Origin of the sequence: Streptomyces sp. NPDC051913 (assembly GCF_044593635.1) — a bacterium.
Taxonomy (GTDB): Bacteria; Actinomycetota; Actinomycetes; order Streptomycetales; family Streptomycetaceae; genus Streptomyces.
The window spans coordinates 218,426-235,250 of sequence record NZ_JBIUCI010000012.1; the positions used below are offsets into that span (position 1 = coordinate 218,426).

At 72.1% G+C, this 16,825-nt stretch carries 17 protein-coding genes; 6 read left to right on the forward strand and 11 right to left on the reverse strand.

What is annotated here, in order from left to right:
• Nucleotides 1-46 precede the first annotated feature (46 nt).
• The 8 genes from ACIHIX_RS32260 to ACIHIX_RS32295 all read right to left on the reverse strand — a co-directional run bounded on the left by ACIHIX_RS32260 (nt 47) and on the right by ACIHIX_RS32295 (nt 7,583).
• The gene (locus ACIHIX_RS32260; protein WP_399962380.1) at nt 47-871 is read right to left on the reverse strand and encodes a DUF1684 domain-containing protein; all 825 of its coding nucleotides are present in this window, start codon (nt 869-871) and stop codon (nt 47-49) included.
• 31 nt (nt 872-902) lie between these two features.
• Nucleotides 903-2,303 carry an NtaA/DmoA family FMN-dependent monooxygenase gene (locus ACIHIX_RS32265; protein WP_399962382.1) on the reverse strand — a complete coding sequence of 467 codons (1,401 nt, stop codon included), beginning with the start codon at nt 2,301-2,303 and terminating at the stop codon, nt 903-905.
• Nucleotides 2,300-3,409: an LLM class flavin-dependent oxidoreductase gene (locus ACIHIX_RS32270; RefSeq protein WP_399962384.1), complete on the reverse strand. Its 1,110-nt coding sequence runs from the start codon at nt 3,407-3,409 to the stop codon at nt 2,300-2,302. The genes ACIHIX_RS32265 and ACIHIX_RS32270 overlap by 4 nt, the downstream gene beginning before the upstream one ends.
• A 282-nt stretch (nt 3,410-3,691) precedes the next feature.
• Entirely contained in the window at nt 3,692-3,955 is a 264-nt protein-coding gene (locus ACIHIX_RS32275) for a hypothetical protein (RefSeq protein WP_399962386.1), read from the reverse strand.
• Between the two features lie 22 nt (nt 3,956-3,977).
• Nucleotides 3,978-4,859 carry a TauD/TfdA dioxygenase family protein gene (locus ACIHIX_RS32280; protein WP_399962388.1) on the reverse strand — a complete coding sequence of 294 codons (882 nt, stop codon included), beginning with the start codon at nt 4,857-4,859 and terminating at the stop codon, nt 3,978-3,980.
• Nucleotides 4,860-4,895: 36 nt separating this feature from the next.
• On the reverse strand, nt 4,896-5,711 hold the full coding sequence (locus ACIHIX_RS32285; protein WP_399962390.1) for an ABC transporter ATP-binding protein: 816 nt from the start codon (nt 5,709-5,711) through the stop codon (nt 4,896-4,898).
• A complete protein-coding gene (locus tag ACIHIX_RS32290; RefSeq protein WP_399962392.1) occupies nt 5,698-6,750 on the reverse strand; it encodes a glycine betaine ABC transporter substrate-binding protein in 1,053 nt (350 codons plus the stop codon). The genes ACIHIX_RS32285 and ACIHIX_RS32290 overlap by 14 nt, the downstream gene beginning before the upstream one ends.
• 56 nt (nt 6,751-6,806) lie before the next feature.
• Nucleotides 6,807-7,583: an ABC transporter permease gene (locus ACIHIX_RS32295; protein ID WP_399962543.1), complete on the reverse strand. Its 777-nt coding sequence runs from the start codon at nt 7,581-7,583 to the stop codon at nt 6,807-6,809.
• A gap of 408 nt (nt 7,584-7,991) precedes the next feature.
• On the opposite strand from ACIHIX_RS32295, the gene ACIHIX_RS32300 reads away from it, so the two are divergent.
• From ACIHIX_RS32300 to ACIHIX_RS32315, 4 genes are all read left to right on the forward strand, one after another.
• Nucleotides 7,992-8,741 (forward strand): VOC family protein, encoded by a 750-nt coding sequence (locus ACIHIX_RS32300; RefSeq protein WP_399962394.1) that lies wholly within the window; start codon nt 7,992-7,994, stop codon nt 8,739-8,741.
• A gap of 281 nt (nt 8,742-9,022) precedes the next feature.
• Complete coding sequence (locus tag ACIHIX_RS32305) at nt 9,023-9,826, forward strand: delta-60 repeat domain-containing protein (protein ID WP_399962396.1); 804 nt, start codon at nt 9,023-9,025, stop codon at nt 9,824-9,826.
• The gene (locus tag ACIHIX_RS32310; protein WP_399962398.1) at nt 9,813-11,081 is read left to right on the forward strand and encodes a hypothetical protein; all 1,269 of its coding nucleotides are present in this window, start codon (nt 9,813-9,815) and stop codon (nt 11,079-11,081) included. The genes ACIHIX_RS32305 and ACIHIX_RS32310 overlap by 14 nt, the downstream gene beginning before the upstream one ends.
• A 160-nt stretch (nt 11,082-11,241) precedes the next feature.
• Nucleotides 11,242-12,975, forward strand: a complete 1,734-nt coding sequence (locus ACIHIX_RS32315) for an Ig-like domain repeat protein (protein ID WP_399962400.1) — start codon at nt 11,242-11,244, stop codon at nt 12,973-12,975.
• Here ACIHIX_RS32315 and ACIHIX_RS32320 read toward each other — a convergent pair.
• Nucleotides 12,965-13,645: a hypothetical protein gene (locus ACIHIX_RS32320; protein WP_399962402.1), complete on the reverse strand. Its 681-nt coding sequence runs from the start codon at nt 13,643-13,645 to the stop codon at nt 12,965-12,967. The two genes, ACIHIX_RS32315 and ACIHIX_RS32320, sit on opposite strands and share 11 nt — an antisense overlap.
• A 351-nt stretch (nt 13,646-13,996) precedes the next feature.
• Between ACIHIX_RS32320 and ACIHIX_RS32325 the strand changes: the two genes are divergently transcribed.
• Complete coding sequence (locus ACIHIX_RS32325; RefSeq protein WP_399962404.1) at nt 13,997-15,208, forward strand: MFS transporter; 1,212 nt, start codon at nt 13,997-13,999, stop codon at nt 15,206-15,208.
• Here ACIHIX_RS32325 and ACIHIX_RS32330 read toward each other — a convergent pair.
• Together ACIHIX_RS32330 and ACIHIX_RS32335 are read right to left on the reverse strand one after the other, a co-directional pair.
• Nucleotides 15,190-15,657, reverse strand: a complete 468-nt coding sequence (locus ACIHIX_RS32330) for a hypothetical protein (protein ID WP_399962406.1) — start codon at nt 15,655-15,657, stop codon at nt 15,190-15,192. The two genes, ACIHIX_RS32325 and ACIHIX_RS32330, sit on opposite strands and share 19 nt — an antisense overlap.
• 98 nt (nt 15,658-15,755) lie before the next feature.
• Nucleotides 15,756-16,256, reverse strand: a complete 501-nt coding sequence (locus ACIHIX_RS32335; RefSeq protein ID WP_399962408.1) for a PaaI family thioesterase — start codon at nt 16,254-16,256, stop codon at nt 15,756-15,758.
• Nucleotides 16,257-16,349: 93 nt separating this feature from the next.
• Here ACIHIX_RS32335 and ACIHIX_RS32340 point away from each other — a divergent pair, with 93 nt between their 5' ends.
• Nucleotides 16,350-16,814, forward strand: coding sequence for a winged helix-turn-helix transcriptional regulator (locus ACIHIX_RS32340; RefSeq protein ID WP_399962410.1), 465 nt, complete (start codon nt 16,350-16,352; stop codon nt 16,812-16,814).
• Nucleotides 16,815-16,825 lie beyond the last annotated feature (11 nt).

Below are 16,825 nucleotides of genomic sequence, written 5' to 3' on the forward strand. Positions count from 1 at the left end.
ACGGACAGGACGACCGCAGGGACTACCGCCGGGCCGGACGACCGGATCAGGCGCCGCCGCGCTCGCGCGGGATCTTCAGTCCCGCCTCGATCGCCACCGGCAGCCGGTTCTCGGCGGGCGGCAGCGGGCAGGTGGCGAGGTCCGTGTAGGCGCAGGGAAGGTTCGCGGCCCGGTTGAAGTCCAGGACCACCGTGCCGTCCGCGGCGGGCGGCCCCACGGTCAGGGCGCGGTTGGCGGCGTAGGTGGTGACGCCGGACGTGGTGTCGGTGAACAGCACGGACAGAGTGCCCTCGGCATGCCCGGGGAACGCGGTCAGGGACAGTTCACGCCCCTCCAGCTCGAACTCGATCCGGCCCGGGGCGTCGTACACGTGCTCAAGGCCCTCCACCGCGGCTCCCACGGTCGTCGGACGCGGCACGTCGAAGGGGAGGTAGCGGCCCCGCACGACCCAGCGCGGGTCGGGGGCGTAGGCCGGGGTGCCGGTGAAGGCCGTGCGCAGTTCGGCGTCCGGGTGCCGGGGGCGGACGATGTCGTTGCCGCCGCGCTTGGCGACCTCGATGACGGCGTCGCCCCACACCGCGTCGACGCCGCCGCGCTCGGGCAGCACGCCGAAGCGGTGCTCGCCGCGCACCGGAGTGCCGTCGACGACCAGTTCCTCACCCTCGTCGAGGGTGACGACGACGCCCTCGGGGCCGGTGCGCCAGGCGCCGGGCGCGTCGGGGAAGCGCTGCGGCCGGTCGTCGAGCCAGTGCAGGCCGGTGATGGCCAGGAACCCGTGCGGGGCGGCGAGCCGGGCCTCCTGGGCGCGGTACCACTCCAGCCAGCCCTCGGTGAAGGCCTGGAGGTCGGTGGCGGTCGCCTCGATGGTCATGAGTTCTCCTTCTGGGGTGCGGGGCGTTCGGTCAGCCGGCCTGGCGCCGGTCGGGGGCGGACCGGTGGGTGAGGGGCTCGCGCAGGCCCAGGTGGTCGCGGAGCGTCGTGCCGGTGTACTCGGTGCGGTAGAGGCCGCGTTCCTGAAGTTCCGGTACGAGCAGGTCGACGATGTCGTCGAGGCCGTCGGGGATGAGGTACGGCGTGACGTTGAAGCCGTCGATCGCGCCGTGCCGTACGAAGTGGGCGAACTTGTCGGCCAGCGCGGACGGGGTGCCGACGTGCCCGCGCTGCGGTCCGAGCGCGATCACGGTCTCGCGCAGCGTCCAGCCGTGTGCCTCCGCCTTGGCCCGCCACTCGGCGACGACCGCCCGCGGGTCGGCGATGCGCCGGGCGCCGAAGGAGCCGTCGTTCTCGCCGACGACCGGGTCCTCGGTGGGCAGCGGGCCATCGGCGTCGCGGTCGGACAGGTCGATGCCCCACAGCAGCGAGGCGATTCCCAACGCCGTGGCGGGGGTGACCTGTTGGAGCCTGATCCAGCGCTTCTTCTCCTGGGCCTCCGCCTCGGTGGCGCCGATGATGATCTCGGTGCCGGGCAGGATCCGCAGATCGTCGTCGGGCCGTCCGACGGCGCGCAGCCGGGTGCGGATGTCCTGGGCGAAGGCCAGCGCGTCGTCGAAGTCGTTGCCGTGCGCGGAGAAGATGACATCGGCGTTGCGGGCGGCGAAGTCACGTCCCTCGCCGGAGTCGCCGGCCTGGAAGATCACCGGGTGTCCCTGGGTGCTGCGCGGCAGGGTCGGGGCGAGATCGACGTCGAACTGCGGTCCACGGTGGCGGACTTGGCGTACGGCACCGGGCGCGGACCACGCGGACGCGCCCTGTGTGCCGGCGGCGGCTTCGTCGGCCCAGGCATCCCAGAGGGCGCGGGCCACGGTGAGGAACTCCTCGGCGCGCCGGTAGCGGTCGGCGTGGTCGAGGTAGCCGCCGCGGCGGAAGTTGGCGCCGGTCCAGGCGTTGTCGGTGGTCACCACGTTCCAGCCGGCGCGGCCCTCGGAGAGCAGGTCGAGACCGGAGAGGCGGCGGGCGAGGTCGGCGGGTTCGTTGAAGGTGGAGTTGGAGGTGGAGACCAGCCCGATACGGCGGGTCACGGCGGCCAGCGCGGCGAGTTGGGTCAGGGCGTCGGGGCGTCCCGCGACGTCGAGGTCGTGGATCTTGCCGTCGACCTCGCGCAGCCGCAGCCCCTCGCCGAGGAAGAAGGCGTCGAACAGGCCGCGTTCGGCGGTTCGGGCGACCTTGCGGAAGGAGGCGGGGTCGATCTGGGAGCCGCTGTCGGGGGCCGACCAGATGGTCCAGTGGTTGACGCCCTGGAAGAACACGCCGAGGTGGAGCTGGGCGTGCGGCCGGGGGACGTCGAGGGGGTCGGTGCGGGTCATCGGGCGTCCTCCTGGGCCGACTGGGCCGATGCGGCGGCGAAGCGGTTGGCGGGGCGGGCCAGCCCCAGGGCCGTGCGCAGGGAGGCTCCCGGCAGCGGGCGGGTGACCAGGCGCCGCTCGGAGAGGGCGGGCAGCACGAGGCGGGAGAGAACGGGCAGATCCTCGTCCAGGACCAGCGGGTGCAGCCGTACGCCGTCCACGTGACGGCCCAACTCACCCAGCAGGGCGACCAGTTGTTCGGCGGAACCGATGTGCCGCAGCCGACCCCGGTCTGACCACGGGGCATGCGCCTCCAGGTCGGCGACGCGTGCGGCGGCGGTGGCGTCCGGCGTGTCGAGCGCCACCTCGACCTCGGCGAACACCCGGGGCGTACCGGCGTCGGCGGCTGCCGCGGCGACGGCCGCCAGATCGCGGCCGGTGACGAGACCGACGTCGAGCTGCGCCGCGGGCACCCGGTCCGGCCGTCCCAGGACGACGAGCTGCCCCTGCGGCGGACGCGGCACGATCGCCGGGCCCTTGACGGCGTACGTCTCCCCGGTGAAGTCGATGTAGTGGAGCCGGTCGCGGTCGAGATAGCGGCTGGTGGCCACGGACCGGATGACCGCGTCGTCCTCCCACGAGTCCCACAGCGCCCGGGCCACGTCCACCCCGTCCCGGGACTCCCGGGCCCGCGCGTCGGCACCGTCGACGAGCGGGCGTCCCCAGGCGCGCGCCGCCTCGGACCGATCCTCCTCGGTCACCACCCACCCGGCGCGGCCCGCGGAGATGTGGTCCAGGGACGCCAACTGGCTGGAGACATGGAAGGGTTCGGCGTAGGTGAGCGGCACGACGGGCGCGATGCCGATACTGCTCGTGGACGCGGCGACGAAGGCCGCCCGCTCCACCGCGCCGATCCGGCCCACCGGGTTCGGCCCGGCCCCGGGCGGCAGGACACCGTCGTCGAGGGTGATCAGGGTGAACCCGGCGTTCTCCGCGACGGCCGCCACCTGGGCCACACGGCGCGGGGTGAGCAGCTGGTCGGGCGAGTGGGCGGCGCGGCGCCAGGCCGCGGGGTGAGCGCCGTCGCCGTCGAGCTCGACGGCGAGATGCAGGGCAGGGCGGGACAAGGGGCGTTCCTTCCGAGGACACGTGGACTCGTGGCCCTGCGGCGGACAGCGCGGGGCCACGACGAGACGGCCGGCGAGGCAGGCCGGCGGGGGTCAGACGTGTACGGAAGGACAGACCGCGGAGGAGGTGCGGCAGTAGTCGACATGCCGCCGGGTGATCAGCCACGCACCCGTGCAGACACCGTGCGGTGCCGCGCCAGGAACGTGCATCGAGGGCCTCCACCCGTCAGGTATTCGCGAGTTCAACGTACGTCGGCCGCCCCCGCGGATGTCAAGGGCGTCTCAACGCCATGCGGCCGGGATGTTCGCGATCTGCGCGAGCAGGTCCCAGTCGGCCGGCTTCCGCTTCGGCTCGTACCAAGCCGCGCCGTGCCCGATCCAGTAGCCGCGCAGGTCACGGACCTGGGTCAGGGAGTCGTCGCCGATGCCGGACTCGTTGCCGCAGCAGAAGCAGATGACGTACTGGGGAACGCCGTACTCGTCGAACAGCGCTTCGCCGTCGTCCTGCCCGCAGATGCGGCACGCGGTCTCGATCACGATCTCCACGCGGGGAGATTACCGGTGTCGGTCAGGCACCGGTCGGGCCGAGCGGGGTGTCGCCCCGCAACGTGATCCGGTGCATCACCCGGTGCTGGTCCCCGTAGTCGCGGTTGGCGTAGTGGGCCGTGCTGCGGTTGTCCCACAGCGCGACGTCACCGGTCCGCCAGCGATGCCGTACGACGTGTTCCGGCTTGGTGAGGTGGGCGTACAGGATGTCGAGGAGACCGCGGCTCTCGTGCTCCGAGACGCCCACGATGTGCGAGGTGAAGCCGGGGTTCACGAACAGGCCCTTGCGGCCGCTCTCCGGGTGCACCCGCACCACCGGGTGCTCCACCGGCGTCAGCGCGGTGAACACCTCGCCCTCCCACAGATTGCCCCGGCCCTGCCGGTGCTGGGCCAGGTAGTAGCCGAACTCGCGGCTGCCGTCGTGGACGGCCGTCAGCGTGTCGACGTGGGCCCGCAGCCCCGGCGACAGGGACTCGTAGGCGAGCTGGCTGTCCGCCCAGTTGGTGTCGCCGCCGGTCGGCGGCAGCACCACGGCCCGCAGCACGGAGATCGCCGGGGGCCGCCGCACGAACGTCACGTCCGTGTGCCACACGTCGGCGAACCCGTTGTCCTGGCTGTCCAGCGCGTACACCTCGGGGGCCACGTCACCGGAGTCGTGCACGGGATGCCCGACGGTGACCTCGCCCAGCCGTCGGCCGAACTCGATCTGGGCCGCGTCGTCGAGACCCTGCTGGCCGCGCACGAACAGCACCTTGTACGCCACCAGCGCCTCGCGCAGGGCGAGGACCTGGTCGTCGTCGAGGCGGGCGAGGTCGAGGCCGTGGATCTCGGCACCGAAGTTCGGGCCGAGCGGGGCGAGGGGCAACTGCGCGGTCACGGAGGGTCGTTCGCTGAGAATGCTCACGGGTCGATTTCCTTCCCTGGATGGTGGGTACGAGGTTCAGGCCGCCGCCGCGGCCTTGACGGCGTGGGACACCTGCGCGCGCAGCTCGGCGAACTCGGCGGATTCGCGCAGCTCTTCGGCGTCGACGTCGCCGCGCGGCAGGGTGATCGGCAGGTCCAGGGCCACGGTTCCGGGGCTCTTGGTCAGCACCACGATGCGGGAGCCGAGGAACACCGCCTCCTCGGCCGAGTGCGTGACGAACACCGCGGTCCGCCCGGTGCGTTGGGTCACCCGGCGCACGTCCTCCTGGAGCCGCTCACGGGTCAGCGCGTCCAGCGCGGCGAACGGCTCGTCCAGCAGGAGCAGCGGGTTCTCGGCGGCCAGCGCGCGGGCGATGGCGACGCGCTGCTGCTGTCCGCCGGAGATCTCCCAGACGCGCCGCCGCTCGGTGCCCTCCAGACCGACGCGGGCCAGCAACTCGGCCCGTCGCTCCGGCCATTGGGCCCGTTCCACGCCCGCGTACCGCAGCGCCAGGTCGATGTTGCCCCGCACGGTCCGCCACGGGAACAGCCGCGGCGTCTGGAAGACCACTCCGGCCGAGACACCGGGCCGGGGCTCGGCGCCGGACACGCGCACCGCACCGTGCGTGGGTTGCTCGAACCCGGCGATCAGCCGCAGCAGGGTGCTCTTGCCGCATCCGGACGCGCCCACGAGGACCAGGAACTCCCCGGCGGGGACGGTGAGATCGACCGGACCGACCGCGGTGAACGCCTCGCTGCCGTGACCGTACCGGTGAGTGACGTGGTCGAGACGGACGGAACCGGCGCCCTCCGCGTCGACGACCGGCTCGGCGGTGAGCTCACTTGACGACATCGGAGAGCCCTTCCAGATAGAAGGCCTTGCGGACGGTGGCCTCGGACGGCGCCGCGTCGATCTGCTTCTGGTCGGCGAGGAAGGCCGCGGTGTCGGTGACGTAGGTGAGCAGCTTGCCCGGGCCGCTGTCGGTGCCCAGCCAGTCGGCGGAGACGACCTGCTCCGGGGTGAGGAAGACCCCTTGCGCCAGCTGTGCCTTGGCGTCGGCCTCGCTGATGTTGATCTCGGCGGCGACGGCCTTGACCGCTCCGTCCGGATCCGATGTGAGCAGGCGCAGCGCCTCGGCCTGCGCTCTGCGCCACCCGGCGATGGCCTTCGGGTCCCGGCCGATCAACTCGTCGGAGACGACGGCCAGATCGAGGGTCGGCTTGCCCGCGGCGCCGATCTCCTTGCTGCTGGTGAGCTGGACGCCGGTCTTGCGCAGCTCGTCGAGCGTCGGAAGCCAGACGTAGGCGGCGTCGATGTCGCCGCGTTCCCAGGCGGCGAGGATCGGCTGCGGCTGGAGGTCGATGAGCTGCACGTCGGACGCGGCGAGACCGGCCGCCTTCAGCGCCGCCAGCAGGCTGTAGTGGGAGGTCGAGGCGAAGGGGGTGGCTATCTTCTTGCCCTTGAGCCCGGCGACGTCCGTGATCCCGGTGTCCTTGCGGGCCACGAGGGCCTCGTTCTCGCCGGCGACGTCGAGGATCCACGCCACCTTGTAGGGGATGGGCGAGCTGCCGGAGACACCGCGGGCGAAGGGGCTGGAGCCGAGCGCGGCGATGTCGAGGGACTTGCCGATGAAGGCCTGGTTGACGCTGGCGCCGGAGTCGAACTTGATCCACTTGATCGTGTACCCCGGCAGCTCCTTCTCCAGCAGCTTTCTGTTCTTCACGAGCAAGTCGCCGCTGGGGAAGGCGAAGTAGCCGATGCGCAACTGCTTGGACCCGCCGGACGTCGAGGCTTCGCTGTCGGCGGAGCAGCCGGTGACGGCGGCGGACACGGCGGCGAGGGCGCCGGCGAGGAGGAGGCGACGGGAGGGGCCTTGGGGGAGAGGGGACATGGTGGTGCCGTTTCTGTGCGAGGGGACAGGTTCCGTGCGAGGCGTGCGAGGGGGATCTATGCGCGTCCGCGCCACGGCACGACCGAGCGCTCCAGCCGTAGCAGCAGGCCGTCGATGATCAGCCCGGAGACGCCGATGGCGATGATGCCGACGAGCACGACGGGGGTGTTGTTGTAGTTGGCGGCGTCCTTGACCATGCCGCCGATGCCGGGCAGTCCGTTGACCAGCTCGGCCGCGACCAGGGACGAGTAGGCCACACCCACGGCGAGCCGGACGCCGGTGAGCGTCTCCGGCAGCGCGGAGGGGACGACGACGTCCCTGACCACGTCCCACCGTGATCCGCCCAACGCCCGTGCGGCCTCGATCAGTTGCTTCGGTACCGCGGCGACGGCCGTGGTGGTGGACACCGCCACCGGCGGGAACGCGGCCACGGCCAGCAGCGTGATCTTCGGCTGTTCGTCGATGCCCAGCCAGATGATGAGCAGCGAGAAGTACGCCAGCGGCGGCAGCGTGCGCAGGAAGGTGATCCAGGGTTCGAAGAGCGAGCGCAGCCAGCCGACGGTGCCCATGAGCAGCCCGAGGACCACACCGGCGACGATGCCGATCCCGGCGCCGAGCGCGATGCGCCGCAGGCTGATGCCCAGGTGCTCTATGAGGGTGGTGCCGTTGTAGCCGCGTACACCGTCGTGGGTGGTGGAGACGTCGATGAACGCGTCCCACACCTTCGCCGGGGGCGGCACCAGCGTCTCGCTCCAGGTCCCGCTCGCCGCGAGCAGTTGCCACAGGCCGAGGAAGACGAGGAGAGAGGCGAGCGGCAGCGCGACGGGGCGCAGCCGAGCCCACGCACGAGTCGTGGACGCGGGAGCTGATGTGACGTCAGGAACTTTGTCCTGGACGGATGTTGTGGACACGGGGCGTCCTCCAGGGACGCCGGGGCGCGGTGGGTCCGCGTCGAGCGGACATGGGCGGTCGGCCCCGGGCGGGAGTAATGGCGAGCGAAGACAGGACGCACCCGCGTACGGGCGCGTCGACCACCCTCACGCGGGACGGGTCACCGCGGGAAAGGGCGCGTCAGGGAGCCGGGATCAAAGACAACAGGAGCCCGCGCGTCGGCACAGGTCGATGACCAGGCGTCGCACCAGGGGCTCGGAGATCATGGGCACAGTTGTACCGCAGCAACCGCGTCGCTCCAACAGGCGTCCCACCCTCTGGAACGCAGGGTGCCGCATAGGATCGCCGACATGGCGCTGCGACCCGTGATGGTGAACGTGAAGGCCCTCGACGCCGCGGAGGTCGGCCGGTTCTGGGCGGCGGCGCTCGGCTGGAGCGCGTACGGCGCGGGAGAGACCGTCTACGTCGGACCCGCAGGGGGACTCGTCTGGCCCGACCCGGTCGTCCTCGGCATCGACGTCGTACCCGTCCCGGAACCCAAGCCGGCGACGAAGAACCGTGTGCACCTCGATCTCGCCACCACCTCGGCCGCTCATCAGGAGGAACTCATCGCGCGCCTGGCGGCGCTCGGCGCGACGCCCGCCGACGTGGGCCAGGGCGACGTGCCGTGGACGGTCCTCGCCGATCCGGAGGGCAATGAGTTCTGCGTGCTGGAACCCCGGGAGATCTACCGGGACACCGGGCCGATCGCCGCGGTGGTGGTCGACTGCGCGGATCCGCGGGCCATGGCCGGGTTCTGGGGCGAGGCGACGGACTGGACCGTGCACGAGGTGGCCGACGACCACGCCTCGTTGCGCTCCGCCAAGGGCACCGGCCCCTACCTGGAGTTCCTCCGCACACCCGACCCCAAGACCGTGCCGGACCGCCTCCATCTCGACCTGCTGCCCCACCCCGGCGACGACAAGGAGACGGAGGTGTCCCGGCTGCGCACCCTCGGCGCCGCCGACCTCGACATCGGCCAGGGAGACGTGCCGTGGACGTGCCTGATCGACCCGGAGGGCCATGAGTTCTGCGTCCTCGCCGATGAGGGGACCGACTAGCCGATGAGGGGACCGACTAGAGGACCCGGCTGGAGGACTCGATCAGAAGACCCGGCTGGGAGGACCAGGATGGAGCGCCCTCACTCCGGCGCAGGGCCCTGCGCACGCGCGAGCCCGTGACTCCGCTCCAGCTTCGGTGTTTGGTGTGGGTGCGCAGGAGGCCACCGTAAGGCCGGACGCGCCGTCCGCTCACCCGCTCGGATGGATTCCTGCGCCCGGTGAGGGCAACCCCGCTTGTGGTGGCCCCCGGTTCGGTGGCGGGCGGCGGAAGGCTGTCGCGCATGCTCACACCTCATGTGCGACCGCCGCGGCGGAGACGCGGCGAGCGCCGCAGCCGGTCCCTGGCAGCCCGGGCCGGGACGCTGGCGGCGACCGTCCTGGCCCTTGTCCTGACCCTCCCCGGCACCGCGGCCGCGGCTCCCGGCGGCCTGGACCCCACCTTCAGCGGCGACGGCAAGGCGCTCACCAGCCTGGCCGACGAGGACCATGCCAATGACGTGGCGGTGCAGTCCGACGGGAAGATCGTCTCGGTCGGCTCCTCCGCCGACTACTCGCTGGGCGAGAGCGACTTCGCGCTGACCCGCCACAACCCCGACGGCACCCCGGACGCGAGTTTCGGCGGCGGCGACGGCAAGGTCACGACCGCCGTCAACAACATGGATCCCGACCTCCAGTGGAGTGAGGCCCAGGCCCTGGTGATCCAGTCCGACGGCAAGATCGTCGTGGTGGGCAGCAGTTGGCGGGGATACGAGAACTGCTGCTGGTTCACGGTGGCCCGCTACAACCCCGACGGGACGCTGGACACCGGCTTCGGCGGCGGCGACGGCAGGGTGTTCACCGACTTCGGCGGCCCCGACGAGGCCCGGGACGTGGCGGTGCAGCCCGACGGCAGGATCGTGGCCGCCGGTACCAGCGGTGGCCAGGTGGCGCTGGCCCGCTACAACGCCGACGGCACTCCGGACGCGAGTTTCGGCGGCGGCGACGGCCAGGTGAGCACCGACCCGGCACCCGGAGTCGCAGGAGGAGGGCGGCGACGGCCGCGCCCTGGCGCTCCAGCCCGACGGCAGGATCGTGGTCGGCGGTGAGGTCGGCACGACCCGCTTCGACTTCGTCCTCCTGCGCTACACGGCGAGCGGCGCCCTGGACTCCAGCTTCAGCGGCGACGGCATCGAACGCACCGACCTCGGCGACTACGACTCCGTGGAGGGGCTCGCGGTGCAGCCCGACGGCAGGATCGTCGCCGCCGGAGGCAGCGGCGGCCGGTTCGCCCTGGCCCGGTACACCCCGGGCGGCGCCCTGGACACCGGCTTCGACGGCGACGGCAAGGTGCTCACCTCCGGTGGTGGCGGCGCCTCGGACGTGAAGCTCCAGCCGGGCGACGGCCGGATCGTCATCGCCGGCAGCAACGGGCCCGGCGCCGACTTCGCCGTCCTGCGCTACAACCCCGACGGCAGCCAGGACACCGGTTTCGGCACCGCCGGCGTGGCCACCGCCGACTTCGGCGCGAGCGACGCGGCCTACGGTGTGGCCCTCCAGTCGGACGGAAAGATCGTCGCCGCCGGACAGGGCGGACCGAACAGCGACTTCGCCCTGGCCCGCTTCGAAGGCGGCGGCAGCGCCCCGCCGCCACCGACCGGCGTGGACCTGTCCGTGACGAAGTCCGGCCCCACCACGGCCAGTATCGGCGACCGCCCCGCCTACACGGTGCGCGTGACCAACAACAGCACCACGACCTCCGCCACCGGCGTCTCGCTGACCGACACCTTCAGCGGTGTCGCCGCCTCGGCCGTGTCCGCGACCACCGGCTCGGGCACCTGCACCCTCACCGCCACCGGCGCGACCTGCGCCCTCGGCACCCTCGCTCCCGGCGCCACGGCCACGGTGACGATCGCCGCCGAACCCCGCGCCACCGGCACCCTCACCGACCGGGCCACGGTCAGCGGCGGCCAGAGCGACCCGAGCACCGGCAACAACACCGCAACGGCGACGACCACAATCAACAACGCCCGCGGCTGCACCCGCATCGGCACCAGCGGCAACGACAGCCTCACCGGCACCTACAGCAATGACGTGATCTGCGCCCTCGGCGGCGACGACACCGTCAACGCGAGCTACGGCAACGACACCGTCCTGGGCGGCTACGGCAACGACCGCCTCGACGGCTCGTTCGGCGACGACACCCTCAACGGGGGCCCCGGCAACGACAACCTGACGGGCAACTACGGCGCCGACAACCTCAACACCGTCGACAACGTCTCCGGCAACGACACCGCCAACGGCGGCTACAACACGGACACCTGCACGACGGACCCGGGCGACATCCGCATCAGCTGCCCCTGACCCGCACCCCACCCACACCCCGGGCCCCGCACGACGACGTGCGGGGCCCGGCCCGTCCCGCCGCGCCCCCTTGATCACGGGATCTTCACCCCTGTTACATGGGAGACACACGGGCCTCACCGTTCCCGGTGAGGCCCAACGAAGCCTGTGGGGGGCACAATTGAACAGCGCTCACCGTCCCAGACGCCTCGCGGCCACCGCTCTCGCCGCCGCTCTCGCCGGAACCGGCCTGACCGTCGCCGCCGCGCCCGCGGCCCACGCGGCGGCCTCCGACGCGGTGGCCAAGCTGCCGATCACCTCGTACTCGGCGATGGCCGTGGACTCCGTGCACGAGCGGGTCTACGTCGCCGACAGCAACCTGGGCACCTACTCCAACCCCGGCCTCATCGCCGTCTACTCCTTCCAGGGCGAGCGGATCACCACGATCAGCACCCAGCAGCACATCTCAGGACTGGCCCTGAACGCCGACAGCTCCACCCTCTACGTCGGCGGCCGTGAGGTCATCTGGCGCTACGACACCAGCACCTACCAGTCCAACGGCCTGTACGTCTCCACCGACACCTGCGGCCGCAGCCTCGCCTTCTCCGGCGGCACGGTGTACTTCACCACGCCGTACTCGTACTACACCGCGCAGTGCGACTCGACACTGACCTATCTGGACTCCTACGTCCCCGCCGACAACACGTCCCCGCGCACCAACTGGCAGGACTACGGCAAGCTCCAGCTGGAAGCGGGCCCCGGCGACCGGATGTTGCTGGGCCAGCCGCTCAACTCGCAGGCGACCAACCCCTTTCTGACGGTGTACGACACCAGCGGCGGCACCCTGGTGAGAAACGCGGCCCGCCGCTTCGCCGACGCCGACGGCCAAGGCGCCCTGAATCTCAAGGACATGGCGTTCTCCGCCGACGGCAGCAAGGTCGCCGTCGCCGACTCGGCCGCCGGCACAAGGCTGTTGAACACCACGGACCTGTCCGACGCGGCCACCGGCTACGCCGCCCTGCCGGACGGGGCCACCGCCGCCGGGGTCGCCTTCAGCGGCGACGGCAAGTACATCGCGCGCGGCGCCGCGGCCACCGGCGCCACCCCCGACCTGCTGGTGCAGCCCGCCGACCCGGCCGACTCCACCGCCCCGCTGGAGTTCGCCTTCGAGGGCAGCCTCGACGGCGACCGGGTGGCGCCGCGCGGCACGGAATGGTCAGCCGACGGCTCCCGCCTGTTCACGGTCACCACGAACGCGGCAGGCAACCAGTTCTGGCTGCACGTCATCCAGCCCCCGGCGGTCCAGTACGACGTACGCCTGAACGCCACGCTGACCCACAGCCCCGCCCAGGCCGTCGCGGGCGAACCCCTGTCGGTGCGCGGCCGGCTGGAGTACGACGGCCCGGCGCCCGCCGAGCCGCTGAAGGTCAAGGCGACCCGCACGGACGCCGACGGCGTCCACGACCTGGGCACCTTCACCGTCAAGGACGACGGCTCCTACACCGTCCTCGACGAGCCCGACCGGCTCGGCGACGCCACCTACACGGTCTCCTACCTCGGGGACCTCACCCATCGCCCGGCCACCGACGTCACCCACACGGTGAGCGTCGGCAAGGCCCCCACCTCGATCGCGCTCACCGCCCCGGCCGAAGCGTCGATCAGCACGGGCCTGGAGATCACCGGCACCTTCACCGCCCAGGGCAAGGCGCTGCCGGACCGTGCGGTGCTGAAGGTCGAACGCACCGACCGGCTCGGCACCGGCACGCTGTCGTCGGTGACGGTCGCCGCGGACGGCACGTTCACGATCAACGACATCCCGCGCACCCGCCGGGAGACCACGTACAAGGTGAGCTGGCCCGGCGACGACCTGCACGCCGCCTCTACTGCGTCGGCGACGGTGTACGTCACCCGCTGACGTCTTCGGACAGCAGTCTGTCGAGGGGTGCTCCCTGCGCCCAGCGTTCCAGGGCCGGGCCGTCCAGCAGGACGGTCCGGCCCTCACGCCGTGCCCACCGCACGTCGCGGGCCCGGAACGTGCCCCGGTGCACGACCAGGTGGAGGAACGAGTCCGGGTTCTCCCGGTGGGCCCGGGGGTGGGGCAGGGCCTCGTCGGGGAGGGGTTCCGCCACCGGACGGAAGGCCACGTCGAGGCGGCGCCCGTCCGGATGCCGGGCGCACAGCCGAGGCCGGTCCGGCGCCGGTAACAGCCGTACCTTCCACTGGTCCCGGCGCAGCATCCGCGCCACGGCCAGAGCCAGTCCCTGGATGTCGAGTTCGACCAGTTCCTGCGGCGTGTAGTGGCCGCGTCGACGCCGCGCGCCGGGACGACGCCGCCGGATCGCGACCGTGAGGACGAGCGCCGACAGCACGACGCCGACGACGGGGACGACGGCCCCGGCGGTGCGGAATCCGATGACGAGTCCGGCCACGGCCGCACACACCGCAGCCGCGAGGACCGTGAACGAGGGCAGCACATCGCGGAACCTGGGCCCGTACCGGCCCTGGGCGCGCAGCCGGCGCACCACGTCCCGCTTTCGACGACGCTGTTCCTCGACCGGATCGGACGTCCATGACGGGCGTGCCACAGTCTCAGCCCCCTGCGCCTGCCTCCCGCACCTGCTTGCGCCGACGCGGGACAAATACCCAGTGCGCCGAACGAATGCTCGATCAACGGTCGAAAACCGGCCGAGCGAGCGGGCGCACGGAGGCACGGGAGGGCGCGTGGGCCGGGCGCGGGCGACGCGGGTGTGACATGAGTCATGGAAAGCGGTGCGGGATCTTGGAATGCCCGGCTCCGCCGCGCTGCTGCACTTGTTACGGGCTCACCATGCCCTGGGGGGCGCCGGGCGACGATGCCGGGTGAGGGAAGCCGCTTCCGCACGGCCTCGACCCGCCCCTCGTACTTCTGCACCACCTTCGAAAGGTTCTCCTGCGCCATGCCACTGGCTCTCCTGGCCCTGGCTGTTGTCGCTTTCGGCATCGGTACGACGGAATTCGCCACGATGGGGCTGCTGCCCCAGATCGCGGACGGAGTCGGCGTCTCCGTGCCGCAAGCGGGCAACATCGTCTCCGCCTACGCGCTGGGTGTCGTCGTCGGTGCCCCCGTGCTGACGGGCATCGGCGCGTGCATCCCGCACAAGAGGCTGCTGCTGCTCCTGTCCGGGCTGTTCGTCGTCGGCAACGTCGCATCCGCGCTCGCCCCCACCTTCGGGCTGCTGTTCGCCGCGCGCTTCCTGGCCGGTCTGCCCCACGGCGCGCTGTTCGGCGTCGGCGCGGTCGTCGCCTCCCGCCTGGTCGCCTCCGACCGGGCCGCCCGCGCGGTCTCCAAGATGTTCCTCGGTCTGACCATCGCCAACATCGTCGGCGTCCCGGCCGGCACGGCCCTCGGACAGCAGCTGGGCTGGCGGTCCGCCTATGTCGCGGTGGCCGTCATCGGCCTGGTCGCCCTGGTCGCGCTGGCCGTCTTCGTCCCCCATCAGCCCCGGGGCCAGCAGTCCGGCGTCGGCCGCGAGCTGCGGGCGATGGGCAACAAGCAGGTGATGATCGGCCTGGCCACGGCCGTGGTGGGATTCGGCGGATTCTTCGCCGTCTACAGCTATCTGGTGCCCATGCTGACGCACCTCACGGGCCTGTCCGACTCCTCGACCACGCTGGTCCTCGCGCTCTACGGCGTGGGCATGACCCTGGGCACGCTCGTCGCGGGCCCGCTCACGGACCGCGCGCTGCGCCCGACGCTGTACGCGGGGCTCGCCCTGCTCTCCTCGGCGCTGGTGGCGTTCTACTTCACCGTCCACAGCACCGTGCCCGCCCTGCTGACGATCACCTTCATCGGCGCGATGGGCGCCCTGATCACCACGCCCGTCCAGATGCTGCTCATGGCCAAGGCGAAGGACGCGCCCACCATGGCGGCGGCCTCCAACCACTCCGCCTTCAACCTCGCCAACGCGGGCGGCGCCTGGCTCGGCGGCCTCGCGATCTCCGCGGGCTGGGGCTGGTCCTCACCGGCTCTGGTCGGCGCCGCGCTGGGCGTGGCCGGACTGGGCCTGGCGTTCATGGGCGGCCGCATGGACCGGGGCGGCAGCCGTTCCGAGGTGATCACGGGCGCCCAGCCCGAGCAGACCGCCGCCGCTCAGTCCCAGAGCGGATAGGACACGGTCGGGCCGAACTGCTGCGGCCGGGCGGCCGGGTACTCGAGCGTGATCCGGGAGTAGTGCGCCACCTGCGGCTGCTTCTTCCAGGGCTGCGGCCGGTCGAGCCGTACGGTCACCGGATAGGCGTGGAAGTGCCCTGCCGCGCAGTACGGCTTGCAGTCGTTGACCCAGTTCACGCCCTTGGCCCGCGCCGCGTCCGCGTCCCACCGCGACCAGTGCAGCGAGGCCAGTCGGCTGTTGCCGTCACCGCAGGCCAGCATGAAGTCGGCCGGCCGCACCTGCGGGTGCCAGAGACAGTCGACGAGGACCGGAACAGCGGTGCGCTGCTGGACGGCCTGCGCGACCGGGGCCGGCGCGGACCGGGCCGCGGGCGGTGTGCCCGCGGCGGTGGCGAGGGTGGCCACCGCGAAGAGCGTGACCGTCGTGGTGAGTGCGCGTATGTGCATGGCCGATCCCCGCTGCCGCTGGCCGACGGATGTCCCGGTTCCGACGCTACGACCGGCGGGCCGCGCTCACCACTCGAACGGCCCAGCGTGCCGTCGGCTCAGGCGGGCGTGGGCGGCAGCGGGAAGAGCATGCACGAGCTGGTCGCGTGCGCCAACACGCGGTCCTCGGCGTCGACCAGCGTGGCCTCGGCGAGCGCGGTCTGCCGCCCGCGGTGGACGATCGTGCCGATGGCCCGCACCGGCCCGGTGTCCACCGAGACCCGCTTGAGGAACTTCACGCTCAGGTCCAGCGAGGTGTAGCCCATGCCGGCAGGCAGCGTGGACTGCACGGCGCAGCCCAGCGCCGAGTCCAGGAGGGTGGCGTAGACGCCGCCGTGCACACTGCCGATCGGGTTGTAGTGCTCCTCGCCCGGAACGAGCGAGAAGACCGCGCGCCCCTCGCTCACCTCGTCGAGCGTGAAGTCGAGGGTGGCCGAGATCGGCGCCGCCGGAAGCCTGGCGTGCAGGACGTCACGCAGGAAGTCCAGACCGGACGAGCGGCCCACGGCACCGGCCGTGACCAGCGGGTCGTCCCATGTGTACGTACGTGTGCGTCCCATGCGCCTGCGGCCTCCCAGCTGACTTTGTACGGCGAAGCTAGCCGTGCCCGCACCTGACTGTCAATGCCGAAGTCAGCTCGCTATCATGACCCGGTGGACTGGCTCGCATTCAGCACCGAGAACTGTTCCGTGCAGCGCACCCTCGACCTGGTCGGGGAGAAGTGGACGCTGCTGATCGTGCGCGACGCCGCCAACGGCGTGCGCCGGTTCGACGAGTTCCGTCAGCACATCGGCCTGTCGGAAGCCGTCCTCAGCGACCGGCTCCGCAAGCTGACCGAGGCGGGCATCCTCGCGACCGTCCCCTACCGTGAGCCCGGCAGCCGCTCCCGCAACGAGTACCGGCTGACCCGCAAGGGCTGGGACCTGTGGCCGGTGCTCGTGGCCCTGCGCCAGTGGGGCGAGACGCACACCCCGGACCCGGCCGGACCGGTCCTGGACATGCGGCACACCGCGTGCGGATCGCCGGTCCGGGCCGTAGTCGAATGCACCGGTGAGCACGGCGCGTTGACGCCCAGGGACGTGACGGTCGAGCCGGGGCCGGGGGCGAGGCCGAGGTGACCGAGGCGCCC

Coding starts and splice junctions, on each gene's coding strand:
- ACIHIX_RS32260 (WP_399962380.1), bottom strand. CDS start 871: ATGACCATCGAGGCGACCGCCACCGACCTCCAGGCCTTCACCGAGGGC.
- ACIHIX_RS32265 (WP_399962382.1), bottom strand. CDS start 2,303: ATGACCCGCACCGACCCCCTCGACGTCCCCCGGCCGCACGCCCAGCTC.
- ACIHIX_RS32285 (WP_399962390.1), bottom strand. CDS start 5,711: ATGTCGTCAAGTGAGCTCACCGCCGAGCCGGTCGTCGACGCGGAGGGC.
- ACIHIX_RS32290 (WP_399962392.1), bottom strand. CDS start 6,750: ATGTCCCCTCTCCCCCAAGGCCCCTCCCGTCGCCTCCTCCTCGCCGGC.
- ACIHIX_RS32300 (WP_399962394.1), top strand. CDS start 7,992: ATGGCGCTGCGACCCGTGATGGTGAACGTGAAGGCCCTCGACGCCGCG.
- ACIHIX_RS32305 (WP_399962396.1), top strand. CDS start 9,023: ATGCTCACACCTCATGTGCGACCGCCGCGGCGGAGACGCGGCGAGCGC.
- ACIHIX_RS32325 (WP_399962404.1), top strand. CDS start 13,997: ATGCCACTGGCTCTCCTGGCCCTGGCTGTTGTCGCTTTCGGCATCGGT.
- ACIHIX_RS32330 (WP_399962406.1), bottom strand. CDS start 15,657: ATGCACATACGCGCACTCACCACGACGGTCACGCTCTTCGCGGTGGCC.
- ACIHIX_RS32335 (WP_399962408.1), bottom strand. CDS start 16,256: ATGGGACGCACACGTACGTACACATGGGACGACCCGCTGGTCACGGCC.